This is a genomic window from Methylobacterium oryzae (genome assembly GCF_021398735.1).
GTDB lineage: Bacteria > Pseudomonadota > Alphaproteobacteria > Rhizobiales > Beijerinckiaceae > Methylobacterium.
Genome location: NZ_CP090349.1, coordinates 5,284,625 through 5,310,169 on the forward strand (window position 1 = coordinate 5,284,625; position 25,545 = coordinate 5,310,169).

A 25,545-nucleotide genomic window follows, 5' to 3' on the forward strand; every position below is an offset into this window, starting at 1 on the left:
TCAGCGGCTGGCGGTGCTGACCGGCCGCGGCGCGGAGGCGCGGTCGAGGACGGAGCGGTCCGCGCCGGTGCGGGTATCGACCCGGACCACCGCCGACAGGCCCGGCCGCAGCAGGCCCTCGCGGGCGACCTCCTCGGGCACGCGCACCCGCACGGGCAGGCGCTGGACGATCTTGGTGAAGTTGCCGGTGGCGTTGTCGGGCGGCAGCAGGCTGAACACCGAGCCGGAGGCCGGCGAGAACGATTCCACCACGGCGTGGATCTCGCGGTCCGGATAGGCGTCGACCGTCACGGTCACCGGCTGGCCGGGACGCATGCGCTCGACCTGGGTCTCCTTGAAGTTCGCGTCGATCCGGACGCTCTGGAGCGGGACCAGGGCGGCGATCCGCGTGCCGGGCCCGACATAGGCGCCGGCCTCGACGGCCTTGTTGCCGACCACCCCGTCGAAGGGCGCGCGGATCGCCGTGAAGTCGAGGTCGCGCCGGGCCCGGTCGACGGCGGTGCGGAGCTCCGCCGCGAGGCTCTCCGCCTCGCGCTTCTGCGCCTGGAGCACGTCCACGTTGGCGCGGGCCGCGAGGAGGCCGGCCTCCATGGCCTTCACGGAGGCCTCGGTGCGGTCGCGGTCGGCGCGGGTCTGGTCGATGCGCGACTTGGCGACGTAATCCGCCTGCATCTGCGTCGACCGGGCGAAGTCGGCCTGGGCGCGGACGGCGTCGGCGCGGGTCGCGTCGAGCTGCGCGGCGGCCTGGGCGACCTGGGCCTGCGCCGCCTCGGCCTGCCGGCCGATCCGCGCGATCGTGCTCTCCTGGGTGGCGAGCTTGTCCTGCGCCGCCTGCAGCGCGAGGCGGTAGTCGCCGTCGTCGAGCTTGGCGATGACGTCGCCCTTCTTCACCGCGAGGCCGTTCACGACCGGGACCGACTGGAGATAGCCCGGGATCTTGGCCGCCAGGACCGAGATGTCGGCCTGGACGTAGGCGTCGTCGGTCGAGACGAAGAACCGCCCGACGGTCCACCACTGCCATCCCTGATACGCGCCGCCGCCCAGGGAGGCCGTCAGCAGTCCGAGCAGGACGAGCCGCTTCACGGAGCGCTTGCGGGCGGGCGGCGCCTCGACCGGCACGGGTGTCGGCAGGGACGCCGCGGCGGGGGCCGGCGCGGCCGGCGCCGTGCGCTCGGCGCGCGCCTCGTCCCCGGCCTCGATTCGGGCCTCAATAGCGGCATCGAGACCGGAATTCGGCCGATCGGCGTCCTCGCGGAGGGACATATCAGCGCCTCGACATCAATGACCGAACCGTTCGGTCAATAACGAGGCACGGCTTGACGCGCCCCCGAAGAAGCCGCAGGTTATTTTGACCGAACGGTTCGGTCAAGCGTGACGGTGTCACGGTGCGGAGCGGGATCATGGCTCAGGGTGCGGCGTTGGAGCGGGGTCAGGCCCAGCACGAGGGCGACAAGCGGCAGCAGATCCTCGAGGGCGCGCGGACGGTGTTCCTGGCGGCGGGGTTCGACGGCGCCAGCATGGGCGAAATCGCACGGGCGGCCGGGGTCTCGAAGGGCACGCTCTACGTCTACTTCGAGAACAAGGAAGACCTGTTCGAGGCGCTGACCATCCAGGAGAAGGCCAGCCTCGCCGAGGCCCTGTTCACCCTGGACGCGGACGATCCCGACGTGCCGGGCGTCCTGACCCGGCTCGGAAGCAGCTTCCTGACCGAGATGTGCCGGCCGGCGCACGTCTCGCTGGTCCGCATGGTCATCGGCGCGAGCGAGAAGTTTCCGCGCTTCGGGCAAGTCTACTACCAGGCCGGTCCGGCCTGCGGCGTCGAGCGCCTCTCGCGCTACCTCGACGCGCAGGTCCAGGCGGGACGCCTGACGATCGCCGACACCGAGCTCGCGGCCCGGCACTTCCTGCATCTCTGCCAGGCGGGTCTGCTGACCCGCCTGCTGTTCGCGGCGGGCGGCATCGCCGGCGAGGCCGAGATGCGCCATCAGGTCGACGAGGCGGTGCGGGTGTTCCTGGCCGGGTACGGCCCCGCGCGCTGAGGCGCGGCTCAGGCGGGAAACGTCTCTGCGAGCGCAGCGAAGCAACCCAGCGGCGCCACGCTCGCAGAATGTTGCGCCGCCCTGGGTTGCTTCGCTACGCTCGCAATGACGGCTCAGCCGGCGGCGCGCAGCTCCGGCAGGGCCTCGGCGCTCCAGATCCGCACGTGGGCGTCGATGGCGAGCGCCTCGTCGACGTCGGCGGGTGCGGCCCGGTACTGGCCGGCGAAGTGGGTGCAGGCGCGCTCGACCAGATCGCTGATCCCGTAGAAGCCGATCCGGCCGGCGATGAAGGCCGCCACCGCGATCTCGTTGGCGGCGTTCATCACGGTGGGCGCCGCGCCTCCGGCGGCCAGGGCCGCGCGGGCGATCCGCAGGCACGGGAAACGCGCCTCGTCCGCGGCCTCGAAGGTCAGCGAGCCGAGCTTCACGAGGTCGAGGGGCCGGCCGCGCTCGATCGTCAGCCGGTCGCCGAGGCCGAGGCAGTGCGAGATCGGCACGCGCATGTCGGGCAGCGCCAGCTCGGCGGTCACCGCCCCGTCGAGCCAGTAGACCAGGCCGTGGATCACCGATTGCGGGTGCACGACCACGTCGAGGCGCTCGGGCTCGATGCCGAACAGGTGGTGCGCCTCGATCAGCTCGAGCCCCTTGTTCATCAGGCTGGCCGAATCGATGTTGATCTTCATGCCCATCGACCAGGTCGGATGGGCGGCGGCCTCGGCCGCGGAGGCGGCGGCGATCCGCTCGCGGGTCCAAGTCCGGAACGGGCCGCCCGAGGCCGTGATCATCATGGTGCGGACGTCGGCGAGCGGCCGGCCGGCCAGCGCCTGGCTCAGCGCGTCGTGCTCGGAATCCATCGGCAGGATCGTGGCGCCGTAGCGGGCGGCGTCGCGCATGAAGGCGTCGCCGGCGCAGACCAGGCTCTCCTTGTTGGCGAGCGCGACCTTGCGGCCGAGCCGGAGGGCGGCGTGGGTCGATTTCAGCCCGGCCGCCCCGCTCACGGCGGCGACGACGATGTCGGCGTCGCGGGCGGCGGCCTCCATGACGGCCGCCTCCCCCGCCCCGCTCGGGATGCCGGAGCCCGACAGGGCCTCGGCGAGCGCCGGGCCGGCGGCCTCGTCGGCGAGCGCCGCGAAGGAGGCGTTGAGCTCGCGGGCGACCTTGGCCAGGGCGACGGGATCCTTGCCGCCGACCAGGGCGCCGACGCGGAACCGGTCGGCGTGCTGCGCCAGGAGGTCGGCGGTGGAGCGGCCGATCGAGCCGGTGGCGCCGAAGACGGTGACGACCTGGGTCACGGGTTCAACTCCCTCATCGTCACGTGATCAGACCGCCGCCGCGCAGGGCGAGATAGACGGCCGCCAGCACGGCGACCGCGAAGAATCCGTCGAGCCGGTCCATGACGCCGCCATGGCCGGGGATGATCTTGCCCGAATCCTTGACGCCGTAATGGCGCTTCAGTCCGGATTCGATCAGGTCGCCGGCCTGACTCAGCACCGAGGCGAGCGCGCTCACGCCCGCCACGACCGGGAGAGAGGCGGCGCTGGGCAGGGTCATCCCGGCGAGGTCGGCGACCACCGGGACCAGCGTCCCGGCGGCGACCGCGCCGACGAGGCCGCCGAGTGCGCCCGACCACGTCTTGTTGGGCGAGACCCGGGGCATCAGCTTGGGGCCGCCGATCTTCCGGCCGGCGAAGTAGGCCGCGATGTCGGTGGACCAGACCACCGCGAACATCCAGGCCGGCCCGACCAGGCCGATGGCGGGGTCGTCGCGCAGGGCCACCGGCACCGCCGCGATCGCCGCCGCGCCGAGCACGCCGAGGAAGGCGCGGAGCCGGCCCCGTCCGGTCCGCGCCACCGTGGCGCAGGCCGCGGCGCCGAGCAGCAGGACCGCGAGGCAGGCCGGCGTCGGGGCGCCGCCGCGCTGGCAGAGCAGCAGGGCGCCGAGCGTCGCCGCGCCCAGCGCGATCAGCACCTCGCGGGGCTCGGTGCGGCTCATCACCATCCACTCGGCGAAGCCGACGATGCCGGCGGCGAGCCAGATCCCCGCGAAGGGCCAGCCGCCATAGACCAGAGCGGCCAGCACGCCGGCGCCGAGCACGAGGCCCGAGGCAACGCGCAGCCACAGCTCGCGCCGTCCCGAGGGACGCGCGGCCGGTGCGGCGGCGGAGGTCACGCGCGTCCTGCCCTTCGCCTCAGACCTGCATGATCTCCTTCTCCTTGGACGCCAGCACGCCGTCGATCTCGGCGATGTACTGGTCGGTCGCCTTCTGCACGTCGGTGGCCTGACGCTTCTCGTCATCCTCCGAGATGGCGCTGTCCTTCAGGAGCTTCTTGAGATGGTCGAGGCCGTCCCGGCGCACGTGGCGCACGGCGACGCGGGCCTCCTCGGTGTACTTGTGGGCGACCTTGACCATCTCCTTGCGGCGCTGCTCGTTCATCTCGGGGATGCGGAGCCGGATGGTCTGCCCCTCGGTCTGCGGGTTGAGGCCGAGGTCGGATTCGCGGATCGCCTTCTCGACGGCCGTGACCATGCTGCGGTCCCAGACCGAGATCGACAGGAGCCGCGGCTCCGGCACGCTGACGGTGGCGACCTGGGCCATCGGCATCATCGAGCCGTAGGCGTCGACCTGGATCGGGTCGAGGAGCGACGGCGTGGCGCGCCCGGTGCGCAGCGAGCCGAGATCCTTCGAGAGCGAGGACACAGCGCCCTGCATGCGGCGCTTGATGTCGTTGAGATCGAATTCCGGTGTGGCCATGAGGGTCGTCCCGAGACGTCTGACGTGGTCTTGAGCCCGGCGCGGGCAGTCGCGGCCTCAATGGACGAATTTTTTCAGGGCCGCAAACGGTCGCGGCCCGGTCGTGCCGCGCGTCAGGGCGCCACGAGGGTCGAGGGCGCGTCGCCCGACAGGATCGCGGCGATCGAGCTCGGCGGGTGGAGCGAGCCGACCACGATCGACAGGCGGCTCTCCCGGGCCAGCGCGAAGGCGGCGGTGTCCATCACCTTCAGGTCGCGGGCGATCGCCTCGTCGTGGGTGATGCGGTCGTAGCGCGTGGCGCTCGGATCCTTCTTCGGATCCGCCGAGTAGACGCCGTCCACCTGCGTCGCCTTGAGGACCGCGTCGCAGCGCAGCTCGGCGGCGCGCAGCACCGCGGCGGTGTCGGTGGTGAAGAACGGGTTGCCGGTGCCGCCGGCGAGGACGACGACCTGGCCCTTGTCCAGGTGGTGCAGGGCCGGCTGGCGGGCATAGGTCTCGCAGATGGTCGGCATCGAAACCGCCGACATGGTCCGCGCCTGCACGCCCGCGGCGTTGAGCGCCGTCTCGATCGCCAGCGAGTTCATCACCGTGGCCATCATGCCGAGCGAATCCCCGGTCGCCCGGTCGATCCAGCCGGCCGCGGAGATCCGCGCCCCGCGGATCATGTTGCCGCCGCCCACCACGATGGCGATCTCGGCGCCCGACTCGATCGTGCGGGCGATGTCCTCGGCGAGCGCCGCCAGCGTCGGCGGATGCAACCAGTAGCCGTCGGGAGCGGCGAGCGCCTCCCCCGACAGCTTCACGAGGATACGGCGAAACGGCGTCGTCTCCGGCATCTGGGCCCCCGGCTCCATCCCGCATCGCGTGAGCGGGGAGGCTTCTACGTCAACCGCCCGAGCGCCGTCGAGGGGCCCGGCCCGGATCCGGCGGGGATCGTGGGTACAAGGCCTGCGCCGCGCGAACGGCGCGCGGCCGTGGAGGATGTCTGCGCCGCCTTCGCGGTCCGGGTCCGGAACGGCGGGATCCCGGTCGATGCGGTGCCGGCGTGACGGCGATCCGCCGCGCCGGCGCCCGTTCTCAACTGCCAGCCAGGACGCCGACGGCGCCGAAGACGGTCATGGCGAGGCCGGAGGCGAACACGCCGATCATGAGGTAGGAGAAGGGCTTCAGAGGCATGCCCGGACCTTAGCGCGGCGCCGCACGGCGGGGTGTGCGGCGCAACACGACCCCGCGCGGATCGATCGGGCGCCTCCGGAAACGCGAAGCCCCGCCCGGCGCGTGCCGGACGGGGCTGATCTCACGATGACGGCCCGGCAAACCGGGCGTTCGCGGTCGGTGTCAGGCGCGGCCGGCCTGCTGGGCGACCTCGGTGGCGAAGTCCGGACCCTCTTCCTTCTCGATGCCGTCGCCCAGCGCGTAGCGGACGAAGCCCGTCAGGGTCACGGGGCCGCCGACCTTGGAGCCGGCCTCCTTGAGGACCTGGCTCACGGTCTTGGAGCCGTCGTGCACGAAGGGCTGCTCCAGGAGGGTGACCTCCTTGTAGTAGCTCTTCAGGCCGCTCTCGACGATCTTGGCCATCACGTGGTCCGGCTTGCCGGCGTTCTTCTCGCGCAGGATGTTCGACTCGCGCTCCACCGTGGCGGCGTCGACGCCCGAGGCGTCCAGCGCCACCGGGTTGGTCGCCGCGATGTGCATGGCGATCTGGCGACCCAGCGCCGAGAGCGCGTCGACGTCGCCCTCGGACTCGAGCGCCACGAGCACGCCGATCTTGCCGAGGCCCTCGGAGATCTGGTTGTGCACGTAGGAGGCGATGACGCCCTTCTTGACCTCGAGCTTGGTGACCCGGCGCAGGTTCATGTTCTCGCCGATCGTGGCGATCAGGGCCTGCAGCTTCTCCGAGACGGTCTCGGTGGCGCCCGGGAAATGGGCGGCCTGGAGGCCCTCGAGCGTGCCGTCGGTGTTGAGCGCGATCTTGGCGGCCTCGCGGGCGAAGGCCTGGAAGGCGTCGTTGCGGGCGACGAAGTCGGTCTCGGAGTTCACCTCGACCACGGCGGCGTGGCGGCCGGCGGACTCGACGGCGACGAGGCCCTCGGCGGCGACGCGGCCGGCCTTCTTGGCGGCCTTGGCGAGACCCTTCTTGCGCAGCCAGTCGACGGCGGCCTCGATGTCGCCCTGCGTCTCGTTGAGCGCGCCCTTGCAGTCCATCATGCCGGCGCCGGTCTTCTCCCGGAGCTCCTTCACCATCGCGGCGGTGATGTTGGCCATGGCGGTCCCTTTCGTGTGGTCTGGATGCGAGAGGCCCGGCGCGCGGGTGAGCGGCCGGGCCCGGTATGCCTGGATCCGCGACGGCCCGATGACGGTGCCGCCGCGAAGCCCCGTTGGATCAGGCCGCGGCGGCGGCCTCGACGAAGCCGCGGGCCTGCGAGACCCACGAATCGCGGTCGATGCGGCCGTTGAGCTTCAGGTCGGCATCGACCTTGGCGACGTCCTCGGGGGTCATCGCGGCGAGCTGCCAGTAGTGGTAGATGCCGGCGTCGTTGAGCTTCTGCACGATCTGCGGGCCGGCGCCGTTGAGCTTGGTCAGGTCGTCCGGCGCGCCGCGCGGGGCAGCGAGCAGCTCGAAGTGCTCGGTCGACTCGGCGAGCATCGCCACGTCGGCCGGGTCGAGGGCGTCGGACTCGACCGTGACGGCCGCGTCGTCGTTCGCCGGCAGTTCCTCGGCCATCGGCTCCTCGGAGGCGCCGATATCCATGCCCGACGAGCCCTGGGCGCGCGAGATGCCGTCGATGGCGGCCTTGGCGATCAGGTCGCAGTACAGCGCGATCGCGCGGCCGGCGTCGTCGTTGGCCGGGACGATGTAGCTGATGCCGTCCGGGTTGCAGTTGGTGTCGACGATGGCGGCGACCGGGATGCCGAGGCGGTTCGCCTCCTTGATCGCCAGCTGCTCCTTGTTGGTGTCGATCACGAACAGCAGGTCCGGCACGCCGCCCATGTCCTTGATGCCGCCGAGCGCCTTCTCGAGCTTCTCCTTCTCACGGGAGAGCATCAGGCGCTCCTTCTTGGTCAGGCCCGGGCCGCCGGTCTCCAGCGTCTCGGTGACCTTGCGCAGGCGCGAGATCGAGCCCGAGATGGTCTTCCAGTTGGTGAGCATGCCGCCCAGCCAGCGGGAGTTGACGTAGTACTGGGCCGAGCGCTTGGCCGCCTCGGCGATCGTGTCGGCCGCCTGGCGCTTGGTGCCGACGAACAGCACACGGCCGCCCTTGGCGACGGTGTCGCTCACCGCCTGGAGCGCCTGGTGCAGCGCCGGCACGGTCTGGGCGAGGTCGATGATGTGGATGTTGTTGCGGGTGCCGAAGATGTACGGCTGCATCTTCGGGTTCCAGCGGTGGGACTGGTGACCGAAATGGGCGCCCGCCTCGAGGAGCTGACGCATAGAGAAATCGACGGCCATGGCTCTTGTGCTCTCCGGTTATATCCGCCGCGGAGGGATGCGGTCGGCCGAGAGTTCGGACGACCACCGGAAACGCCTCATTCAGGCATGAGGCCGGCTCCGCGTGTGGGATGGGCGGGCGCTTAGCAGAGGGCGGGTCCGAAGGCAAGAAGCGCCGGGGCGGCGCGGGCCAGCCCTCAATCACAGCCTGCGTTCAGACCGCTTGCAACACGCGGGCTCGCCTCGCGAGAGTTCGGACCATGGCGGCGGTCGCCTTCGACACCCTGAAATTCGCCCGGGTCCTCCGGGAGAAGGCCAAGCTCTCCCCGGAACAGGCGGAGGGCCATGGCCGATGCCATGGCGGAAGCGTTGCAGGGCGATCTCGTCACGAAGGCGGATCTGCGCGCCGAGCTGGCGGATACGCGGTCCGAAATCGTGCGCTGGGTGGCGGGCCTGATCGGCCTCCAGACACTCGCTGTGATCGGCGCGGTCGTCGCCCTCGCCCGGGCGCCGCACTGACAGGCCCGCAGCCCGGATCACCCGCCCGCGAACACCGCCGCCACGTCGTCGGCCGTCATCACCCGGTACGCCCCCGCCGGCAGGTCCGCCGGCAGAGCGAGACCGCCGACCCGGTCCCGGTGCAGCGCCGCGACGTGGTTGCCGACGGCGGCGAACATCCGGCGGACCTGGTGGTAGCGGCCCTCCGTCAGCGTCACCGCGCAGCGCGTGGCATCCTCGACGTCGAGCCGCACCGGCAGGAGCGGCCGCTCCTCGCCCTCCAGCACGAGCGTCCCTGCGGCGAACACCTCCGCCTCGCGGCCGGTCAGCGGCCGGTCGAGGGTCACGCGGTAGCGCTTCGCCACCTGGGCCTTCGGGCTGATGATCCGGTGCAGGAGCGCCCCGTCGTCGGTCAGCAGCAGCAGGCCCGAGGTCTCCTTGTCGAGGCGCCCGACCGTGGAGAGGGGCGGGTCGCGGCGGCGCCAGCGCTCGGGGAGCAGCCCGTAGACCAGCGGGCCCGCCTCCTTGTGCGAGCAGGTGACGCCCAGCGGCTTGTGCAGCATCAGGCACAGGCCGGGGAGCGGGTCCAGGGCCTCGCCGTCGATCGTGAGGCGCTCCGGCAGGTCCGGCGCGAGGGCGATCCGGTCGCCGGCCTCCGCGAGCTCCGCGCCGTCGAGGCGGATCGCGCCGGCGCGGGCGAGCGCCTGGATCTCGCGGCGCGAGCCGTAGCCGAGATTGGCGAGGAGCTTGTCCAGGCGGACGGATCTCGCCGCGCTCATGGAAGCGGCGCGCTCACCGGCGGGCCTCGTAGACCCGGTAGCCGTTCGCCTGGACGGCCACCGCGACGTGCCGGAACGCCTCGCGCAGGCTCGCCTCGTAGGGCAGGTGCGCGTTGGCCACGAGCCACAGCGCCCCCCCGGGGCGCAGGGCCTCGGCGGCCCGCGCGATGAACGCCCGGCCGAGGGCCTGATCCTCGCTCCCGCCCTCGTGGAACGGCGGGTTCGTGACGACGAAATCGAGGTGATCCGGCACGGCGCCGGACGCCCGGATATCCGCCCAGAGGATCGTCGCCCGCGGGTCGGCGACGTTGCGGCGCGCCATCTCGACGGCGCGCCGGTCGATCTCCAGCAGGGTCAGGGCGGTCACGGCCTCGGAGCCCAGGACGGCCCGCGAGAGGACCCCGAGCCCGCAGCCGAAATCGGCGCCGCGGCCCTTGAGGGCCGGGAGGTTCGCGAGCAGCAGCGCCGTGCCCGGATCGAGCCGGTCCCACGAGAAGATGCCGGGCTGCGTGCACAGAGCGAGGTTGTCGACGTGGCGCGGGCCGCCCTCGTCGATCGCCTCGGCGAGGCCGGCCGGCGCCGTTGGCCGCTCCGCCGTGCAGATCCGGTGGTGCCGGCGCGGCTGGTCCGCGGCCGCGCAGCCGAAGGTCGTCAGCTCCTTGGCGAGGCGTGTGCCGCCGCGATCCTTGGGCGCCAGGGCGACCATGCGGCCGCCCGGCCCGAGGGCGCGCAGCACCTGGGCCAGCACGTAGCGCCGCTCGACCGTTCCGGGCGGCGCCAGCACGGTGGCCGAGTCGAGGCTGTTCTCGGACAGATCCTCGAGCCGCGCAGCGCCGGGGATCAATGGGGAGAGCTGGACGGCGTCGCCCGGGACCTCGGCGAGGTCCACCGGCGGCAGGCCGTAGACGGCGTGGCGCATAGACGATTCGGGATTTGGAGTGCCGAAACCGGAACGCGAATCCGCGGCGGAGCGGGGTAAACCCGCGCCCGACTCGATTCATCCGGGGGAACACCGCGTTTATACCGGAACCGGCCGCGAAGCCCAGCCTCCCGCGCGGCCCGGCGCGTCAGCCCCGCGGAAATTCCAGGCCCATCTCGCGGTAGCGGGCCGGGTCGTCGGCCCAGTTCTCCCGCACCTTCACGTGCAGGAACAGGTGGACCTTGGCGTCGGCCGCCTCGGCGATCTCGATCCGGGCCGCCTGCCCGATCGACCGGATGGTCTGGCCGCCCTTGCCGAGCACGATCGAGCGCTGGCTCTCCCGCTCGACGAAGATCGTCTGCTCGATCCGCACCGAGCCGTCGGGCCGGATCTGCCACTGGTCGGTCTCCACCGTGGAGCGGTAGGGCAGCTCCTCGTGCAGCCGGTCGTAGATCTTCTCCCGGGTGATCTCGGCGGCGAGCATGCGCAGGGGCGCGTCCGAGACCTGATCCTCCGGATACAGCCACGGGCCCGCCGGCATGCGGGCGGCCAGCGCCCGGCGCAGGTCGGCGACGCCGTCGCCGTTGAGCGCCGAGATCATGAAGGTCTCGGCGAAGGGCGCGGCGGCGTTGAGCTTGGCGGCGAGATCGAGCAGCCGTTCGCGCGGGATCAGATCGATCTTGTTGAGGATCAGCAGTTTCTCGCGCTTCACCTCGCCGAGCCGGCCGAGCACCGCCTCGACTTCCGCGTCGACACCCTTGCGCGCGTCGACCAGCAGGCAGACGGCGTCGGCGTCGGCGGCGCCGCTCCAGGCCGAGTGGACCATCGCGCGGTCGAGGCGGCGCTTGGGCGCGAAGATGCCGGGGGTGTCGACCAGCACGACCTGGGCCGAGCCCTCGATGAGGATGCCCCGCACCAGGGCCCGGGTCGTCTGCACCTTGCGGGAGACGATCGAGACCTTGGTGCCGACGAGGTTGTTGAGCAGGGTCGACTTGCCGGCATTCGGCACGCCGATCAGCGCGACGAAGCCGGCCCGGGCGTCGGCGGGCGTGCCGGGAAGGGTGGACGGGTCGCGCGCGGGGTCCCGGGCCGGCGCGATGCCGGGCCCGTCCTGCGCGTCGTGATCGTCCTGCTCGTGCGCGCTCATGCTGTCTCCGTCGGTTCCGCGTCCGCGGAGGCCCCGATTCCCTCCCGCTCCATCAGCGCCCGCGCGGCGGCCTGCTCGGCGATCCGCTTCGACGTGCCGTCGCCGAGACCGGGCTCCAGGCCCTCGACCTGCACGGCGATGCGGAACCGGGGCGCGTGGTCGGGACCGGTGCGCTCCACCACCTCATAGGTGGGGATCGGCAGGCTGCGGCCCATGGCCCATTCCTGCAGGGCGGATTTGGCGTCGCGGCCCCGCGCCGCCGCGGTCGGCTCGCCGGGATGGAAATGCGCCTCGACCACCGCCCGGGCGGCGTCGAACCCGGCATCGAGGTAGATCGCACCCAGGATCGCCTCGCAGACGTCGGCCAGGATCGTCTGGTTGCGCCGGCCGCCGCCCATGACCTCGCCCTGGCCGAGGATCAGGTGCGGGCCGACCTCCCAGGAGGCGGCCACGGCCGCGCAGGTCTCGCGCCGGACCAGGGCGGCAAGGCGCCGGGAGAGGTCGCCCTCGTCAGCCTCCGGGAAGGCGCCGTAGAGGCGGTCGGCGACCGCGAGCCCGAGCACGCGGTCGCCGAGGAATTCCAGGCGCTGGTAGCTGCCGCCCCGGCCGCTCGCCTTGCTGGTGTGGGTCAGCGCGCGGGTGAGCAGGTCCTGATCGCCGAAGCTGTGGCCGATCCGCTCTTCGAGCGCGGTCAGCGGCGGGCGCGGCTTGTGGGCCCGCCGGGATCGGGCGTTGGCCCGGGGCTGCGCGGCGTCGTCCAAGTCCGGGCCGGTCAATGGATCGTCGTGAACAGGCGCGACCAGCGCACGTGGGCCGGCCAGTTCCAGACCTGCCAGGCCGGCGTACCCTCGTCGATCGAGAAGAAGATCATCTCGGCGCGCCCGACCAGGTTGGCGAAGGGCACGTAGCCGACATTGGCGAGATCGCGCGAATCGGTGGAGTTGTCGCGGTTGTCGCCCATCATGAAAAAGTGACCGGGCGGGACCGTGTACAGCTCGGTCTTGTCCCAGAAGCCGTTGTCGCCGTCGCGCTCGATCACCCGGTGGACCACGCCGTTGGGCAGGGTCTCCAGGTACTGGGGCACCTTGGTCGGCTGGCCGTAGGGATCGGTGGTCTCGTAGTCGGCGATCCGCTCGCGCTTGACCGCCTTGCCGTTGATGTTGAGCACGCCGTCGATCATCTGGATCTTGTCGCCCGGCAGGCCGATCACGCGCTTGATGTAGTCGGTCGAATTGTCCTTGGGCAGCTTGAACACCGCGATGTCGCCGCGCTTCGGGTCCGCGCCCCAGATCCGGCCGTCGGCCTGGATCGGGATATACTCCGAGAGCGGCAGCGAGTACTTGGAATAGCCGTAAGAATATTTTGACACGAACAGGTAGTCGCCGATCAGCAGGGTCGGCACCAGCGAGCCGGACGGGATGTTGAACGGCTGGAACAGCAGGGTCCGCACCACGAGGGCGATCAGCAGCGCCTGGATGCCGACCTTCAGCGTCTCGCGGATGCTGGCCCAGGTGCCGGTGTCGGCAGGTTTCCTGAGCGGCTTGCCGTCGTAATCCACGCGCGCGTTCCGTCTTCGATTGAGGTGCGACGCCCGCGATCCGCGGGGCGCGGCCCCGCCGCGCGCGGCCTGATGTGCGGTTGTCCCGAGGAATGCGCCGCAATCGTGTCCGCCGTGTCCGGCGGTCTAGACCATGCGCGAGCCCCCCGCAACGCGCGACCGGCGCTGGCTAATCCGCGACGGCGGCCTCAACCGGCGACAGGGACCGGCAAGGCCTCGATGATCACGAAGGCTTGCGCCATCGGCGGATCGTCCGTGAGGCTCACGTGGAGCCGCGCCGCGTGCCCCGCCGGCAGGAGTTCCGCGAGCCGCTCGGCCGCGCCGCCCGCGAGCCGCAGGGTCGGCTGCCCGGAGGGCAGGTTCACCACCTCCATGTCGCGCCAGAACACGCCGGCGCTGAGGCCGGTGCCGAGCGCCTTGGCGCAGGCCTCCTTGGCGGCGAAGCGGCGGGCGTAGCCCTCGGCGCGGGCGGCCCGGCGGTCGCAGCGGGCCCGCTCCCCGTCGGTGAAGACCCGGTGGGTGAAGCGCTCGCCGTGCCGCTCCAGGGTCCGGGCGATCCGGCGGATGTCGCAGAGATCCGAGCCGATCCCGACGATCATGGGTGCCGCGCCCGGTCCATGGCGGCCCGCATGTCGCGCACCGCCCGGTCGAGCCCCACGAAGATCGCGTCGGCGATCAGGGAATGGCCGATATTCAGCTCCCGGATCTGCGGCAGCGCCGCCACCGGCCCGACGCTGCCGAGGGTAAGCCCGTGGCCCGCGTGGATCTCGAGGCCGAGGCCGGCCCCGTGCTCCGCCGCGCGCCGGATGCGGGCGAGCTCGCGCGCGGTCCGGGCGTCGTCGTCCTCCAGCGCCGCCTCGCAGTAGCTGCCGGTGTGCAGCTCGACGACGGGCGCCCCGAGGGCGCGGGCGGCGTCCATGACGGCGGGCTCGGGCTCGACGAACAGCGAGACGCGGATGCCGGCCTCCGCGAGGGCGCGGATGCGCGGCGCGAGATGCGCGCGGCCGCCGACGATGTCGAGGCCGCCCTCGGTGGTGCGCTCCTCGCGCTTCTCCGGGACGAGGCAGGCGGCGTGCGGGCGGGTCTCGAGCGCGATCGCCACCATCTCGTCGGTGGCGGCCATCTCGAAGTTGAGCGGCACGGACAGGCCGCGCTTGAGCGCCGCGATGTCGGTGTCGCGGATGTGGCGCCGGTCCTCGCGGAGATGCGCGGTGATCCCGTCGGCGCCCGCCTCGACGGCGAGCAGGGCCGCCCGCACCGGGTCCGGATAGTCGCCGCCGCGGGCGTTGCGGACGGTCGCGACGTGATCGATGTTGACGCCCAGGCGCAGTTTCTCGGAGGTCATCCGCTCGTTCGTCCCCGTGTCGGCGCGGCGCGACAGGCTCACCGGGGGGTCGGAAGGCGCCGCGCGCCCTCACCCCGTGCCGGCGATATGCGGAGGATCGCGCGCGCCGGCAAGACGGTCGGGGTTCGGGGGCGGGCTCCGGCGGCCGACCCGCCCGGTCAGGCGAGCCGCAGGCGCGACCGGCTGTCCTTCCGCTCGGGCAGTGTGTCGAGGGCGGTCCTGACGATGGTCGTGGCGTCGAGGCCCGCCTCGGCGTACATCTTCTCCGGGCTGTCGTGGTCCTGGTAGGCGTCCGGCAGCGTCATCGTCCGCACCCGCACGCCCCCCGCGTCCAGAGCGCCCCGCTCCGCCAGCAGGTGCAGCACCATCGCGCCGAACCCGCCCCGCGAGCCCTCCTCGATCGTGATCAGCACCTCGTGCTCGCGCGCCAAATCCAGGATCAGCGCCTCGTCCAGCGGCTTGGCGAACCGCGCGTCCGCCACCGTCACCGCCACGCCCTGCTCGGCCAGCGTGTCGGCCGCCTTCAGCGCCTCCGACAGGCGCGTGCCGAGCGACAGCAGCGCCACACGCGCCTCCGCGTCGCGCCGCACCACCCGACCCTTGCCGATCGCCAGCGCCTCGCCCCGCTCCGGAAGCTCGACGCCCACACCCTCGCCGCGCGGGTAGCGCAGCGCGATCGGGCCCGTGTCGTGCGCGTGGGCGGTCGCCACCATGTGCACCAGCTCGGCCTCGTCGGAGGCCGCCATCACGGTCATGTTCGGCAGGCAGCACAGGTAGGCCAGGTCGAACGCGCCCGCGTGCGTCGCCCCGTCGGCGCCGACCAGCCCCGCCCGGTCCAGGCAGAACCGCACGGGCAGGTTCTGCAGCGCCACGTCGTGCACCACCTGGTCGTAGGCCCGCTGCAGGAACGTCGAGTAGATCGCCACGAACGGCCGGTAGCCCTCGGTGGCCAGACCGCCCGCGAACGTCACCGCGTGCTGCTCGGCGATGCCGACGTCGAAGGTCTTGTCCGGGTGCGCCTTGCCGAACAGGTCGATGCCGGTGCCCCCCGGCATCGCCGCGGTGATCGCCACGACCTTGTCGTCGGCGTCGGCCGCCTTGATCAGGCTCTCGCCGAACACCCGCGTGTAGGCCGGCGCGTTCGGCTTGGCCTTGGCCTGGACCCCTGAGACCACGTCGAACTTGACCACGCCGTGGTAGCGGTCGGCCGAGGCCTCGGCCGGGGCGTAGCCCTTGCCCTTCTGGGTGACGACGTGGAGCAGGATCGGGCCGTGCTCGGCGTCGCGGACGTTCTTGAGCACCGGCAGCAGGTGGTCGAGGTTGTGCCCGTCGACCGGGCCGACGTAGTGGAAGCCCATCTCCTCGAACATGGTGCCGCCGCCGACCACGAGCGAGCGGGCGTATTCCTCGGCCGCGGCGGCGCGCTGGTAGAGCGCCTTGGGCAGGAGCTTGCCGAGCTGCTTGGCGGTCTCGCGCAGGGACTGGTAGGCGCCGCCCGAGGCGAGGCGGGCGAGGTAGGCCGACATGGCGCCGACGGGGGGCGCGATCGACATGTCGTTGTCGTTGAGGATGACGATCAGGCGCGAGTGCAGGGCGCCGGCGTTGTTGAGGGCCTCGTAGGCCATGCCGGCCGACATCGAGCCGTCGCCGATGACCGCGATGGCGTTGCGGCGCTTGGGCGGGCGGTTCTTCGACTTGGCGGCGGCGTTGTCGAGGTCGCGGGCGACCGCCATGCCCAGCGCGGCCGAGATCGAGGTCGAGGAGTGGGCGGCGCCGAAGGGGTCGTAGACGCTCTCGCTCCGCTTGGTGAAGCCCGACAGGCCGCCGCCCTGGCGCAGCGTCCGGATGCGGTCGCGGCGCTCGGTGAGGATCTTGTGGGGGTAGCACTGGTGTCCGACGTCCCAGACGATGCGGTCGTCGGGGGTGTCGAACACGTGGTGCAGCGCCACGGTCAGCTCGACGACGCCGAGCCCCGAGCCGAGATGGCCGCCGGTGATCGAGACCGCGTCGATCATCTCGGCGCGCACCGCGTCCGCCACCGCCGGAAGCTCCGACTCCGGAAGACGCCGCAGCGCCGAAGGAGACGGAACGCGGTCCAGCAACGCCGATTGCTCAGGGGAGAGTGCCAATGCTCGCATCCGTTCGTTCGAGTATGGCGACGGCTCCGTCGCGGGCCCTCGGCAACCGCGACGCCAGCACCCCGGGGACGCGTGTTCATGCTAGAACCCGCCCGTCCGTCGCTGTCATGATAGTGCCAGTTACGGACGAACGGCGGCGCGATCAATGTCGGGCCGGCGTTTTTTTCAATCACGTGCCCTTAACGCCACAAGAGGTTCGCCTTTGAATCCGGCTCGTCTGTGCACAATCCTGCTCATGTTCGCGATTACGGGTCACGGCCAAGCTTACGCCCAGCCGCGGCCGCCGGACGGCAATCTCGACTTCCTCTGCAACTTCCTCGGCGACTGCCCGGCGCGGGTCGCGCCGGGCGGCCCCGATCGCGACGTCCGCCCGTTCAGCAACAGCCTCGGCCGGCCCTGCGCGTGGCGGGACCGCCCGACCCCGGAGGGCGTCCGCCGGGTCCGCGTCTGCTGGTGATGCGGGCACCGACGCTCGCCGCCGCGGTCCTCACCCTCGCGCTGGGCCCGCTCCCGGTCCGAGCCCAGGATTCCTGTCCGGCCCTGTTCGCGGACGGGCAGACGCCCGTCCTCACGAATCCGAAGCTCGCCGTCCGCGCGGTCCCGCTGTGCTTCGAGGCCTTCGCGGTCCTGCATTCCGGCGTGACGCGCACGCCGCTCTACGCCGCCGAGCACCTCACCCGCGCCAGCGTCGCGGCGGCCCGGGCGGTGGCCCGCGACGATTCCTTCCACGAGGAGACGCGCCTGCCGGAGGATCAGCGCGCCGCGCTGGAGGATTACGTCCGCAGCGGGTTCGACCGGGGCCATCTCGCGCCGGCCGGGGACATGCCGACCCTCGCCGCCCAGGCCGAGTCGTTCAGCCTCGCCAACATCGTGCCGCAGAACCGCGTCCTGAACCGGGGACTCTGGGCGGATATCGAGGAGAGCACCCGGCGCCTGGCCACCCGCCGGGGCGCGCTGTTCGTCGTCACCGGGGTGATCTTCGCGGGCGACGCGGTGCAGCAGATCAAGGGCGGCGTGCTCGTCCCGACGCAGCTGTTCAAGGCCGTGTACGACCCGTCCCGCGGCGAGGCGGGTGCCTACCTCGCCCGGAACGACGATTCGAGGGACTGGCGCGCCCTGTCGATCGACGATCTCCGCCAGGAAGCCGGCATCGACGTCTTTCCCGGCCTGCCGCCCGCGGCCCGGGCGACCGCGATGGGGCTGCCGGATCCTCAGGCCTCCGCCCGCGCGGAGGAGCGCCGGCCCCGGCACGAGCAGACCTGGCAGGACTGGCTCGAGCGCGAACTCGCCCGCGCCCTGCGCAAGCTCGTCCGCGACTTCCTGCGCACGTTCTTCTGAGAGGACCCGATGCCCGAGGACAAGCGACGCGCCCGGCCCAAGAGGGGAAGCCCGGAGAGCGAGAGCCCGGACGGCAAGAACTCGGACACCGAGGGCTTCGCGCCGTTCGCCGACGATGCCGGCGTGCGCTCCGTCGGCGCCCTGAGCTTCGAGAACGGCACGGACCGGATCGCCCTGCACGGGTCCCTCGACCTGACCCGCGACCGGACCGGCCTGGAGCAGGCCAGGCTGCTCCGGGAGACGCTGGACGCGATCGTGAAGGCCCTGGAGGCGTCCGACCTGCCGGACGCGGTGGCGGAGGTGCCGGACGCGCCGCCGGGAACGGTCAAGAACCCCTTCGCGTGAGCGATCCGGCGCCCGCCGGCGGCGGGCCCGTCCTTGCCGCGTCCCGGCGGGCCTGATACTCGGAGAGGGTCATTCCTATATCGTAGGGACGCGCGTCCAGGACGGGTGCTGAGGCCCGGTGCCTGACCCGTGCCGCTGGCACGATCCGCGCGGTCCCGAACAACGCGCCGAGGACGATCCGCGATGGCTCGCGAATTCATCTACCACATGCGGGGCCTGACCAAGGCCTATACCGGCGGCAAGAAGGTCCTGGATAGCGTCAACCTGTCCTTCTACCCCGACGCCAAGATCGGCGTGCTCGGCATCAACGGCTCCGGCAAGTCGACGCTGCTCAAGATCATGGCGGGCATCGACAAGGAGTTCACCGGCGACGGCTGGGTCGCGCAGGGCGCGCGCGTCGGCTACCTGCCGCAGGAACCCCAGCTCGATCCGAGCAAGTCCGTCCGCGAGAACGTGATGGAGGGCGTCGCCGAGAAGCAGGCCATGCTCGACCGCTACAACGAGCTCGCCATGAACTACTCGGAGGAGACCGCCGACGAGATGACCGAGCTCCAGGACCGGATCGAGTCGCTGGGCCTCTGGGAGCTCGACTCGAAGGTCGATCAGGCCATGGAGGCCCTGGGCTGCCCGAGCGACGAGCAGCCGGTCGCGACCCTCTCGGGCGGCGAGCGCCGCCGCATCGCGCTGTGCCGCCTGCTCCTGTGGGAGCCGGAGCTGCTGCTCCTCGACGAGCCCACCAACCACCTCGACGCCGAGACGGTGAACTGGCTGGAGGGTCACCTGCGCCAGTATCCGGGCGCGATCCTGATCGTGACCCACGACCGCTACTTCCTCGACAACGTGACGAGCTGGATCCTGGAGCTCGATCGCGGCAAGGGCATCCCGTACGAGGGCAACTACTCGGCGTGGCTGGTCCAGAAGCAGAAGCGCCTGGAGCAGGAGGGCCGCGAGGACATGGTCCGGCAGCGCTCCATCGCCCGCGAGCAGGAATGGATCGCCGCCTCGCCGAAGGCCCGCCAGTCGAAGTCGAAGGCGCGCATCACCCGCTACGAGGAGCTGGTCGCCAAGCAGGCGCAGAAGGTCGACGCGTCCGCGCAGATCGTCATCCCGATCGACGAGCGGCTCGGCAACAACGTCATCGAGTTCGAGCACCTCAGCAAGGCGTTCGGCGACCGGCTGCTGATCGAGGACCTGTCGTTCAAGCTGCCGCCCGGCGGCATCGTCGGTGTGATCGGCCCGAACGGGGCCGGCAAGACCACTTTGTTCAAGATGATCACCGGCCAGGAGAAGCCCGACAACGGCAAGATCGAGGTCGGCGAGACGGTGAAGCTCGGCTACGTCGACCAGTCGCGCGACGCCCTCGACCCGAACGCCACGGTCTGGCAGGAGGTCTCCGGCGGCAACGACATCATCTATTTCAACAAGCGCGAGATCAATTCGCGCGCCTACTGCGCGGCCTTCGCGTTCAAGGGACCCGACCAGCAGAAGAAGGTCGGCACCCTCTCGGGCGGTGAGCGCAACCGCGTTCACCTCGCCCGGACCCTGAAGGGCGGCGCCAACGTGCTGCTCCTCGACGAGCCGACCAACGACCTCGACATGGAGACCCTGCGCGCCCTCGAGGACGCGCTGGAGGATTACGCCGGCTGCGCGGTCATCATCAGCCACGATCGCTGGTTCCTGAACCGCATCGCCACGCACATCCTGGCCTTCGAGGGCGACAGCCACGTCGAGTGGTTCGAGGGCAACTTCTCCGACTACGAGGCCGATAAGGTCCGCCGGCTCGGGGCGGATTCGATCATGCCGAAGAAGATCAAGTACAAGCGCTTCTCGCGCTGAGACCGGTCGCGGCTCCGGGGCGCCGCCGGCGTTCCGGAGCCGCGCGCCCGTCCGAGGACGTTGCCGTCACCTCTGCCCGGTGACGGATCACCGGATGCGCGCCCGCGCCTCCGCCAGGATCGTCGCCAGGCTCTGCGCGAGCGGGATCGTCGGGGCCCATCCGGTGGCGGTCGCGAAGGCCGCGGGGTCGCAGCCCTCGCTGCGCACACCCGCCGGGCGGACCCGGCCGGGCGCGACGCGCAGGTCGAACCGCGCCTCCGTCAGGCCGCGCAGCGTCTCCAGGATGTCGGAGACCGGTGTGACGACCCCCGATCCCACGTTGAAGATGCCGCCATCCGGCAGGTCGTCGATCCGGGCGATCACGCGCAGGCACGCCGCGGTGACGTCGGCCACGTCGAGGAAGTCGCGCCCCGCCGAGAGGTCGCCGACCTCCAGGCTCGGCGGCGCCAGCCCCCGCTCGATGCGGGCGATCTGACCGGCGAAGGAGGCGACCACGAAGGTCTCGCTCTGTCCGGCCCCGATGTAGTTCGACGGCCGCAGCACGAGATGCTTGATCCGGGCATTCGCCAGCACGTCGCGGAGGATGTACTCGCAGGCGTTCTTAGTCCGGCCCGAGATCGTGTCGGGGCGCGGCGTGACGCTCTCGTCCGGGCGCGGGCAGGCGCGGAACACTTCGCCGTAGACGACCGTGGAGCTGAGGAAGACCAGCGCCGCGCGAGTCCGCGCCACCGCCTCGGCGAGGTTGAGGGTGCCGAGCAGCTCCGCCCGCCAGGCGTAGGACGGCGTCTCGCTCGACTGCGCCACCGAGGCCAGCGCCGCGAGGTGGAACACGCAGGTCGGGTCGAAGGCCGCGACCGTCTCGGCGAGCTCGCGCGCGTCGAACGGGTCCACGGCCCTAAGCGTCACGCCGTCGAGGGGCGGTGGCGGGCTCCGGTCGAGGCCGAGGATGGGGCTGCCCGGCGGCAGGTCCCGACGCAGCGCCTCGAGCAGGCGGCGGCCGAGATAGTCTCCCGCTCCGGTGACGAGGACGCGCATGCCCCTTGCCCTCAACCCTGCCACGAACCCAGCGACGCGCCCCGTGCCGGCGCGGGCGCCGGCAACCGGGATCGTCGGCCGCGTCTATACCGGGCCTTGCCGCGACGCGAGGGGGCGACGCGGCCAACGGCCGCCGCGGCGGGCGGATCATCGGTGCGACCCCGCCGTTGTGCACATCCGAACAAAGGCGCGTGATCGGAGGGGCCTCGGGCGGCCGGCGCGCTATGGTTGCACCGCGGCCCCGGCCGCTCCGCGTCCGGACGGAGAGCGCCACGGTGATGGGCTGAGTGACGCGCCTCGACGATCTCGAACGGCCCGGCGCCGCGGAACCGCGGGCGCTCCCCCCACCGCCCGCGGAGGCACGGCCGGCGAAGCCCGCGCGCGACGCGCGGGTCGACGTGGTGCGCGGCCTCGCGCTCCTGACGATCTTCATCGACCACATCCCGCGCAACGCGCCGGCCCTGCTGACGCTGCACAATTTCGGGTTCTCGGACGCGGCCGAGATCTTCGTGCTGCTGGCCGGCTACTCGTCGATGATCGCCTACGGCGGGCTGTTCCGGCGCGCCGGGATCCGGACGGCGCTCACGCGCATCGCCAAGCGCTGCCTGCGCATCTACCTGTTCCAGGCGGGGCTGCTGCTCGCGACCCTGGTCATCGTCCGGATCTGGATGGACCTCACCGGCCTGACGCCGCGATTCGGCGTCGCGCCGCTGCTGCAGATGGGTCTCCTGCCGGGCCTGCTGCGCGGCCTCGCGCTGAACGCGCTCCCGAACTACCTCGACATCCTGCCGCTCTACATCCTGCTGCTGGCGCTGTTCCCGCTGATCTACCTCGGGATGCGGCGCGGGATCTGGGGCGTACTGGGCCTGTCGGGCGCCCTCTGGCTCGCCGCCAACGTCGATCACCAGCTGAACCTCCCGAACGCCGCGGCGGTGGACGACGGGTGGTACTTCAACCCCTTCGCGTGGCAGTTCCTGTTCGTGATCGGCGCGGCGCTCGCGGTCAAGGTCCGCGCCCATGACGGCCTGCTGCCGCGGCGCGGATGGGCCGTGGCGGCGGCCGCGGCCTACCTCGCCTTCGCGTTCCTGCAGGGCGGGTCCTGGGCGGAGTGGGGGCTTCCGGACCTCCGGCCGCTGGCGATCGGCCCGCCCGACAAGAGCCACGTCGCACCCCTGCGCCTGATCAACATGCTGGCGCTGGCCTACCTGCTGTTCAGCGCGCCCGCCGTGGCCCGCGCGAGCCGGTGGCGGCGGCTGCGCCTCGTCGACGCCTGCGGGCGGCACTCGCTGGAGATCTTCGCCGCCGGATGCCTGGCGGCGCTGATCGGCCGCATCCTCTACCGGACCTTCGACCCCACTTGGCCGCTGCAGATCGCGGTCAATGTCGGGGGGATCGCGATCATGCTCGGCCTCGCCCACGTCCTGGACGCGCGCCTGCGCCGGGCGGCCGGGACCGGCCCCGACGCGCGCCGGCCCGGATAGGCCGGGAGGAGCCGCGATGCCGCCGATGCGCCGCAAGGGCGATCTGCCGGAGAAGATCTGCGCCCAGTGCGGCCGCCCGTTCGCGTGGCGCAAGAAGTGGGAGCGCGTCTGGGACGAGGTCCGCTACTGCTCGGACCGGTGCCGGGCCGAGGCGAAGGCCGCGCGCGGGCGCGACGCGGCGGGGCGCTGACCGCGCAGCGCGGCCAGCGCGTCCGGCGTGTCGACGTCGAGGGCGGTGGCCGGGTCGCCCGGGATCTCCAGCACGTCCGGCCGACCCTTCAGGAGCGGCCCGGCCCCGTGATCGCCGGCGAGGCGGGCGATGTCCGGGCCGAGGCGGCGCAGGTTGAGCAGCACCGGATTCCCCCGCCGGCCGGCCTGCACCGGCACCACGGCCGCCGGCGGCTCCAAGGCGCCCGCGGAGGCCTCCGCGAAGGCCTCCGCCAAGCGGTCGAGATGCGCGGCGGTGACGCGCGGCATGTCGCCCAGCACGACGATGGCGGCCGTGCAGGTGGCGGGCAGCGCCGCGAGGCCGGCGCGCAGCGAGCTCGCGAGGCCGGAGCGGTAATCCGCATTGTCGACGCGGACGAGGTCGAGCCCCGCCAGCGCGTCGCGGACCGCCGCCGCGTGCGCGCCGAGCACGGCGACCACCGGCCGGGGCCGGGCGCCGAGGGCCGCCTCCGCGGCGTGGCGCACCAGCGGCCGCCCGTCGAGGGGCGCGAGCAGCTTCGGCGCGGCGCCGAACCGGCTGCCGAGGCCCGCGGCGAGCAGGATCGTGCCGATCTCAGGCATGCCGGTCCTCCGCCCCCGGATCCGGCTCGTCCGCCGCGGCCGCGCCGCCGGCGCGGGGCTGCGGGCGCGAGACGATCTCCATCAGCAGGCCGCCGACGCCGAGGGCGACGATGTCGGCCCGGGTCACGGTCAGGTCCGCCAGCAGGCGGTGGAGGATCCAGTCGAAGCCGTTCTCCTTGGGCGAGCGGGCGCAGCCCGGCGCGCCGATCACCGGCACGCCGCCGCGGGCGCCGACGAGGAGCAGGTTGCCGGGGTCGACCGGCATGCCGAGATGGTCGACCCGGCCGCCCGCCTCCGCGATGCCGGCCGGGATGACGTCGCGCCGGTCGGCGATCGCCGAGGCGCCGAACACCACCACGAGGTCGGCCCCGGCGCGGTCGATCATCTCCGCCAGGGACGCCGCCACGGAGGCGGCGGCGTGGGGCACCCGGGTCTCGGCCACGATCGCCGCACCCGCGGGCGCGAGGCGGTCGGCCAGGGCCCGGAGGGTCTTGTCGATCGTCGTCTCCTTGAGGCTCGGCAGGCGCGTCGAGACCACGGCCACCCGGCGGCGGCGATACGGCACCACCCCGAGGACGTCGCCCTCCGCGGCCGCGCAGGCCCGGGCCAGCACGGCGCCCGGCACGGCGTAGGGGATGATCTTCACCGTGGCGACCATCTCGCCCTCGACCACCGGCCGGAAGCGCGGCAGAGTCGCCACCGTCACCGCCTCGTCGACGGCGTTGACCGCGTCGATCCGGGCCGGATCGAGGGTGAGCACCCCCGCCGTCTCGGCGAACAGGTTGCTGCGGCCGGTGAAGGGCGCCTCGACGCGCAGGTTCGGCCCGCGCAGGCGCGCGGCGAGCCGCGCCGCGGCGGCGTCCTCGCCGACGTCGCCGGGCTCGAGCGTGGCCGCCACGATCTCCGACAGGCCGGCCCGGGCCAGGCCGGCGGCGGCTTCCGCGGCGATGACGGCGCCCTTGCGCAGGGTGATGTCGGCCCGCCGCACCGTGTGCGCGCTGATCAGCCCGGCCGAGTCCGCGACCGGGACGGTCCCGAACCTCACGCGACCTCCGGGCGGGGCACGCGGCGCAGGGCGGCGACGATCTCGGCGAGCACCGCCAGGGCGATCTCGGCCGGGCTCACGGCGCCGATGGGCAGGCCGATCGGCGCGCGGATCCGGCCGATCTGCGCCGGCGTGAAGCCGGCCTCCGTGAGCCGCGCGACGCGCGCCGCGTGGGTCTTCCGGGAGCCGAGGGCGCCCACGTAGAAGCATTCGGCGGTCAGCGCCGCCTTCAGCGCGGGATCGTCGATCTTCGGATCGTGGGTCAGGGCCGCCAGGGCGCAGTAGCGGTCGAGGACCGGCACGGTGGTCCCGAGGGCGGCGTCCGGCCATTCGGCGATCAGCGCGGTGCCGGGGAAGCGCTCGGGGGTCGCGAAGGCGGTGCGCGGGTCGATCACCGTGAGCGCGAGGTCGAGCCCCGCGGCCATCGGCGCCAGGGCCTGCGAGATGTGGACCGCGCCCACCACCACGAGCCGCACCGGCGGCACCTGCACGGTCAGGAACAGGGTCCGCCCGCCCGCCTCGACGAGGCCGCTCTTGCCGGAGGCGAGGTGCTTCGCCAGCACGTCGGCGAGGGGATCGGCGGCGATCGCGTCCTCGCCGACGAGGCGCTGCGCGCCGTCGGCGATGTCGGTGATGAGGATCGCGGCGCGGCGCGCGGCCCGCGCGTCGTTGAGCGCTGCCAGGACGTCGCCGCGCATCAGTCGACCCGCTCGACGAAGACCCGGATCCGGCCGCCGCAGGACAGGCCGGCGCGCCACGCGGTCTCGTCCGCGACGCCGAATTCGAGGACGCGGGGCACGCCCGCCTCGATCACCTCGATCGCCTCGGTGATCACCGCGCCCTCGACGCAGCCGCCGGAGACGGAGCCGAGGAAATTGCCCTCGCCGTCGACCACGAGGTGGCTGCCCACCGGTCGGGGCGCCGAGCCCCAGGTCTCGATCACCGTGGCGAGGGCCACGGCGCGGCCGTCGCGCCGCCAGGATTGGGCAGCGGAGAGGATGTCTGTGTCTGTGCTGAGCATGGCCTCGTGGACTTCCGGCCGGCGGGCGCCCCCCGCTCCTCACAGGTATG

The 25,545-nt window shown here is 72.5% G+C and carries 28 protein-coding genes; 8 read left to right on the forward strand and 20 right to left on the reverse strand.

Annotated features, from left to right (window positions below; all coding sequences use genetic code 11):
* Positions 1 to 1,263, reverse strand: a complete 1,263-nt coding sequence (locus tag LXM90_RS25235; RefSeq protein WP_020092982.1) for an HlyD family secretion protein — start codon at positions 1,261 to 1,263, stop codon at positions 1 to 3.
* A 137-nt stretch (positions 1,264 to 1,400) separates the two neighbouring features.
* Here LXM90_RS25235 and LXM90_RS25240 point away from each other — a divergent pair, with 137 nt between their 5' ends.
* Positions 1,401 to 2,039, forward strand: coding sequence for a TetR/AcrR family transcriptional regulator (locus LXM90_RS25240; RefSeq protein WP_026604898.1), 639 nt, complete (start codon positions 1,401 to 1,403; stop codon positions 2,037 to 2,039).
* A 113-nt stretch (positions 2,040 to 2,152) separates the two neighbouring features.
* Here LXM90_RS25240 and dxr read toward each other — a convergent pair whose 3' ends face one another.
* The 6 genes from dxr to LXM90_RS25270 all read right to left on the reverse strand — a co-directional run bounded on the left by dxr (position 2,153) and on the right by LXM90_RS25270 (position 8,242).
* On the reverse strand, positions 2,153 to 3,331 hold the full coding sequence (dxr, locus tag LXM90_RS25245; RefSeq protein WP_020092980.1) for a 1-deoxy-D-xylulose-5-phosphate reductoisomerase: 1,179 nt from the start codon (positions 3,329 to 3,331) through the stop codon (positions 2,153 to 2,155).
* A 19-nt stretch (positions 3,332 to 3,350) separates the two neighbouring features.
* Positions 3,351 to 4,208, reverse strand: coding sequence for a phosphatidate cytidylyltransferase (locus tag LXM90_RS25250; protein WP_020092979.1), 858 nt, complete (start codon positions 4,206 to 4,208; stop codon positions 3,351 to 3,353).
* Positions 4,209 to 4,227: 19 nt separating this feature from the next.
* Positions 4,228 to 4,791, reverse strand: a complete 564-nt coding sequence (gene frr / locus LXM90_RS25255; RefSeq protein WP_020092978.1) for a ribosome recycling factor — start codon at positions 4,789 to 4,791, stop codon at positions 4,228 to 4,230.
* Between the two features lie 113 nt (positions 4,792 to 4,904).
* Entirely contained in the window at positions 4,905 to 5,627 is a 723-nt protein-coding gene (gene pyrH / locus LXM90_RS25260) for a UMP kinase (RefSeq protein WP_026604897.1), read from the reverse strand.
* 502 nt (positions 5,628 to 6,129) lie between these two features.
* On the reverse strand, positions 6,130 to 7,056 hold the full coding sequence (gene tsf / locus LXM90_RS25265; RefSeq protein ID WP_042676079.1) for a translation elongation factor Ts: 927 nt from the start codon (positions 7,054 to 7,056) through the stop codon (positions 6,130 to 6,132).
* Positions 7,057 to 7,174: 118 nt separating this feature from the next.
* The gene (locus tag LXM90_RS25270; RefSeq protein ID WP_020092974.1) at positions 7,175 to 8,242 is read right to left on the reverse strand and encodes a 30S ribosomal protein S2; all 1,068 of its coding nucleotides are present in this window, start codon (positions 8,240 to 8,242) and stop codon (positions 7,175 to 7,177) included.
* 324 nt (positions 8,243 to 8,566) lie between these two features.
* Between LXM90_RS25270 and LXM90_RS25275 the strand changes: the two genes are divergently transcribed.
* Entirely contained in the window at positions 8,567 to 8,740 is a 174-nt protein-coding gene (locus tag LXM90_RS25275; RefSeq protein ID WP_020092973.1) for a hypothetical protein, read from the forward strand.
* Positions 8,741 to 8,757: 17 nt separating this feature from the next.
* Here the strand turns inward: LXM90_RS25275 and LXM90_RS25280 are convergent, their stop codons facing one another.
* The 8 genes from LXM90_RS25280 to dxs all read right to left on the reverse strand — a co-directional run bounded on the left by LXM90_RS25280 (position 8,758) and on the right by dxs (position 16,605).
* The gene (locus LXM90_RS25280) at positions 8,758 to 9,498 is read right to left on the reverse strand and encodes a pseudouridine synthase (RefSeq protein WP_020092972.1); all 741 of its coding nucleotides are present in this window, start codon (positions 9,496 to 9,498) and stop codon (positions 8,758 to 8,760) included.
* A 13-nt stretch (positions 9,499 to 9,511) separates the two neighbouring features.
* Positions 9,512 to 10,417 carry a class I SAM-dependent methyltransferase gene (locus LXM90_RS25285; RefSeq protein ID WP_020092971.1) on the reverse strand — a complete coding sequence of 302 codons (906 nt, stop codon included), beginning with the start codon at positions 10,415 to 10,417 and terminating at the stop codon, positions 9,512 to 9,514.
* A 148-nt stretch (positions 10,418 to 10,565) separates the two neighbouring features.
* Positions 10,566 to 11,564, reverse strand: a complete 999-nt coding sequence (gene era, locus LXM90_RS25290; RefSeq protein WP_020092970.1) for a GTPase Era — start codon at positions 11,562 to 11,564, stop codon at positions 10,566 to 10,568.
* Complete coding sequence (gene rnc, locus LXM90_RS25295) at positions 11,561 to 12,340, reverse strand: ribonuclease III (RefSeq protein ID WP_081636475.1); 780 nt, start codon at positions 12,338 to 12,340, stop codon at positions 11,561 to 11,563. The genes era and rnc overlap by 4 nt, the downstream gene beginning before the upstream one ends.
* On the reverse strand, positions 12,337 to 13,122 hold the full coding sequence (gene lepB / locus LXM90_RS25300; protein WP_020092968.1) for a signal peptidase I: 786 nt from the start codon (positions 13,120 to 13,122) through the stop codon (positions 12,337 to 12,339). The genes rnc and lepB overlap by 4 nt, the downstream gene beginning before the upstream one ends.
* A 188-nt stretch (positions 13,123 to 13,310) precedes the next feature.
* Positions 13,311 to 13,721, reverse strand: a complete 411-nt coding sequence (gene acpS, locus LXM90_RS25305; protein WP_020092967.1) for a holo-ACP synthase — start codon at positions 13,719 to 13,721, stop codon at positions 13,311 to 13,313.
* Positions 13,718 to 14,467, reverse strand: coding sequence for a pyridoxine 5'-phosphate synthase (locus tag LXM90_RS25310; RefSeq protein WP_026604896.1), 750 nt, complete (start codon positions 14,465 to 14,467; stop codon positions 13,718 to 13,720). Before LXM90_RS25310 ends, acpS begins: the two co-directional genes overlap by 4 nt.
* 158 nt (positions 14,468 to 14,625) lie before the next feature.
* Positions 14,626 to 16,605 carry a 1-deoxy-D-xylulose-5-phosphate synthase gene (dxs, locus tag LXM90_RS25315; RefSeq protein ID WP_205833354.1) on the reverse strand — a complete coding sequence of 660 codons (1,980 nt, stop codon included), beginning with the start codon at positions 16,603 to 16,605 and terminating at the stop codon, positions 14,626 to 14,628.
* Between the two features lie 235 nt (positions 16,606 to 16,840).
* On the opposite strand from dxs, the gene LXM90_RS25320 reads away from it, so the two are divergent.
* The 4 genes from LXM90_RS25320 to ettA all read left to right on the forward strand — a co-directional run bounded on the left by LXM90_RS25320 (position 16,841) and on the right by ettA (position 20,124).
* A complete protein-coding gene (locus LXM90_RS25320) occupies positions 16,841 to 17,062 on the forward strand; it encodes a hypothetical protein (protein ID WP_020096339.1) in 222 nt (73 codons plus the stop codon).
* On the forward strand, positions 17,062 to 17,943 hold the full coding sequence (locus LXM90_RS25325; protein ID WP_020096340.1) for a DNA/RNA non-specific endonuclease: 882 nt from the start codon (positions 17,062 to 17,064) through the stop codon (positions 17,941 to 17,943). Before LXM90_RS25320 ends, LXM90_RS25325 begins: the two co-directional genes overlap by 1 nt.
* Before the next feature lie 9 nt (positions 17,944 to 17,952).
* Positions 17,953 to 18,288: a hypothetical protein gene (locus tag LXM90_RS25330; protein WP_020096341.1), complete on the forward strand. Its 336-nt coding sequence runs from the start codon at positions 17,953 to 17,955 to the stop codon at positions 18,286 to 18,288.
* A 183-nt stretch (positions 18,289 to 18,471) separates the two neighbouring features.
* Positions 18,472 to 20,124: an energy-dependent translational throttle protein EttA gene (ettA, locus tag LXM90_RS25335; RefSeq protein WP_020096342.1), complete on the forward strand. Its 1,653-nt coding sequence runs from the start codon at positions 18,472 to 18,474 to the stop codon at positions 20,122 to 20,124.
* 87 nt (positions 20,125 to 20,211) lie between these two features.
* Here ettA and LXM90_RS25340 read toward each other — a convergent pair whose 3' ends face one another.
* The gene (locus LXM90_RS25340) at positions 20,212 to 21,159 is read right to left on the reverse strand and encodes an NAD-dependent epimerase/dehydratase family protein (RefSeq protein WP_020096343.1); all 948 of its coding nucleotides are present in this window, start codon (positions 21,157 to 21,159) and stop codon (positions 20,212 to 20,214) included.
* Positions 21,160 to 21,446: 287 nt separating this feature from the next.
* Between LXM90_RS25340 and LXM90_RS25345 the strand changes: the two genes are divergently transcribed.
* Positions 21,447 to 22,640: an OpgC family protein gene (locus tag LXM90_RS25345; RefSeq protein ID WP_234081195.1), complete on the forward strand. Its 1,194-nt coding sequence runs from the start codon at positions 21,447 to 21,449 to the stop codon at positions 22,638 to 22,640.
* A 16-nt stretch (positions 22,641 to 22,656) separates the two neighbouring features.
* A complete protein-coding gene (locus LXM90_RS25350; RefSeq protein WP_170855278.1) occupies positions 22,657 to 22,830 on the forward strand; it encodes a DUF2256 domain-containing protein in 174 nt (57 codons plus the stop codon).
* On the opposite strand, the gene LXM90_RS25355 is transcribed toward LXM90_RS25350, so the two are convergent.
* From LXM90_RS25355 to LXM90_RS25370, 4 genes are read right to left on the reverse strand one after another with little or no spacing between them, the layout of a single operon-like run.
* On the reverse strand, positions 22,764 to 23,429 hold the full coding sequence (locus tag LXM90_RS25355) for a nucleotidyltransferase family protein (RefSeq protein ID WP_020096345.1): 666 nt from the start codon (positions 23,427 to 23,429) through the stop codon (positions 22,764 to 22,766). The two genes, LXM90_RS25350 and LXM90_RS25355, sit on opposite strands and share 67 nt — an antisense overlap.
* Complete coding sequence (locus LXM90_RS25360; protein WP_020096346.1) at positions 23,422 to 24,474, reverse strand: molybdopterin-binding protein; 1,053 nt, start codon at positions 24,472 to 24,474, stop codon at positions 23,422 to 23,424. The genes LXM90_RS25355 and LXM90_RS25360 overlap by 8 nt, the downstream gene beginning before the upstream one ends.
* Entirely contained in the window at positions 24,471 to 25,172 is a 702-nt protein-coding gene (locus tag LXM90_RS25365; RefSeq protein WP_020096347.1) for an XdhC family protein, read from the reverse strand. The genes LXM90_RS25360 and LXM90_RS25365 overlap by 4 nt, the downstream gene beginning before the upstream one ends.
* The gene (locus LXM90_RS25370; protein WP_020096348.1) at positions 25,172 to 25,495 is read right to left on the reverse strand and encodes an XdhC family protein; all 324 of its coding nucleotides are present in this window, start codon (positions 25,493 to 25,495) and stop codon (positions 25,172 to 25,174) included. The genes LXM90_RS25365 and LXM90_RS25370 overlap by 1 nt, the downstream gene beginning before the upstream one ends.
* Positions 25,496 to 25,545: the final 50 nt, after the last annotated feature.

What these genes read in the sequence shown, in the direction of transcription:
- LXM90_RS25370 (WP_020096348.1), bottom strand. Translation starts at nt 25,495, where the DNA reads ATGCTCAGCACAGACACAGACATCCTCTCCGCTGCCCAATCCTGGCGG.
- LXM90_RS25270 (WP_020092974.1), bottom strand. Translation starts at nt 8,242, where the DNA reads ATGGCCGTCGATTTCTCTATGCGTCAGCTCCTCGAGGCGGGCGCCCAT.
- LXM90_RS25285 (WP_020092971.1), bottom strand. Translation starts at nt 10,417, where the DNA reads ATGCGCCACGCCGTCTACGGCCTGCCGCCGGTGGACCTCGCCGAGGTC.
- LXM90_RS25235 (WP_020092982.1), bottom strand. Translation starts at nt 1,263, where the DNA reads ATGTCCCTCCGCGAGGACGCCGATCGGCCGAATTCCGGTCTCGATGCC.
- LXM90_RS25240 (WP_026604898.1), top strand. Translation starts at nt 1,401, where the DNA reads ATGGCTCAGGGTGCGGCGTTGGAGCGGGGTCAGGCCCAGCACGAGGGC.
- LXM90_RS25280 (WP_020092972.1), bottom strand. Translation starts at nt 9,498, where the DNA reads ATGAGCGCGGCGAGATCCGTCCGCCTGGACAAGCTCCTCGCCAATCTC.
- LXM90_RS25320 (WP_020096339.1), top strand. Translation starts at nt 16,841, where the DNA reads ATGTTCGCGATTACGGGTCACGGCCAAGCTTACGCCCAGCCGCGGCCG.
- era (WP_020092970.1), bottom strand. Translation starts at nt 11,564, where the DNA reads ATGAGCGCGCACGAGCAGGACGATCACGACGCGCAGGACGGGCCCGGC.
- tsf (WP_042676079.1), bottom strand. Translation starts at nt 7,056, where the DNA reads ATGGCCAACATCACCGCCGCGATGGTGAAGGAGCTCCGGGAGAAGACC.
- frr (WP_020092978.1), bottom strand. Translation starts at nt 4,791, where the DNA reads ATGGCCACACCGGAATTCGATCTCAACGACATCAAGCGCCGCATGCAG.
- dxs (WP_205833354.1), bottom strand. Translation starts at nt 16,605, where the DNA reads ATGCGAGCATTGGCACTCTCCCCTGAGCAATCGGCGTTGCTGGACCGC.
- LXM90_RS25355 (WP_020096345.1), bottom strand. Translation starts at nt 23,429, where the DNA reads ATGCCTGAGATCGGCACGATCCTGCTCGCCGCGGGCCTCGGCAGCCGG.
- LXM90_RS25275 (WP_020092973.1), top strand. Translation starts at nt 8,567, where the DNA reads ATGGCCGATGCCATGGCGGAAGCGTTGCAGGGCGATCTCGTCACGAAG.
- LXM90_RS25365 (WP_020096347.1), bottom strand. Translation starts at nt 25,172, where the DNA reads ATGCGCGGCGACGTCCTGGCAGCGCTCAACGACGCGCGGGCCGCGCGC.
- LXM90_RS25340 (WP_020096343.1), bottom strand. Translation starts at nt 21,159, where the DNA reads ATGCGCGTCCTCGTCACCGGAGCGGGAGACTATCTCGGCCGCCGCCTG.
- LXM90_RS25325 (WP_020096340.1), top strand. Translation starts at nt 17,062, where the DNA reads ATGCGGGCACCGACGCTCGCCGCCGCGGTCCTCACCCTCGCGCTGGGC.
- pyrH (WP_026604897.1), bottom strand. Translation starts at nt 5,627, where the DNA reads ATGCCGGAGACGACGCCGTTTCGCCGTATCCTCGTGAAGCTGTCGGGG.
- LXM90_RS25310 (WP_026604896.1), bottom strand. Translation starts at nt 14,467, where the DNA reads ATGACCTCCGAGAAACTGCGCCTGGGCGTCAACATCGATCACGTCGCG.
- LXM90_RS25330 (WP_020096341.1), top strand. Translation starts at nt 17,953, where the DNA reads ATGCCCGAGGACAAGCGACGCGCCCGGCCCAAGAGGGGAAGCCCGGAG.
- acpS (WP_020092967.1), bottom strand. Translation starts at nt 13,721, where the DNA reads ATGATCGTCGGGATCGGCTCGGATCTCTGCGACATCCGCCGGATCGCC.
- ettA (WP_020096342.1), top strand. Translation starts at nt 18,472, where the DNA reads ATGGCTCGCGAATTCATCTACCACATGCGGGGCCTGACCAAGGCCTAT.
- LXM90_RS25350 (WP_170855278.1), top strand. Translation starts at nt 22,657, where the DNA reads ATGCCGCCGATGCGCCGCAAGGGCGATCTGCCGGAGAAGATCTGCGCC.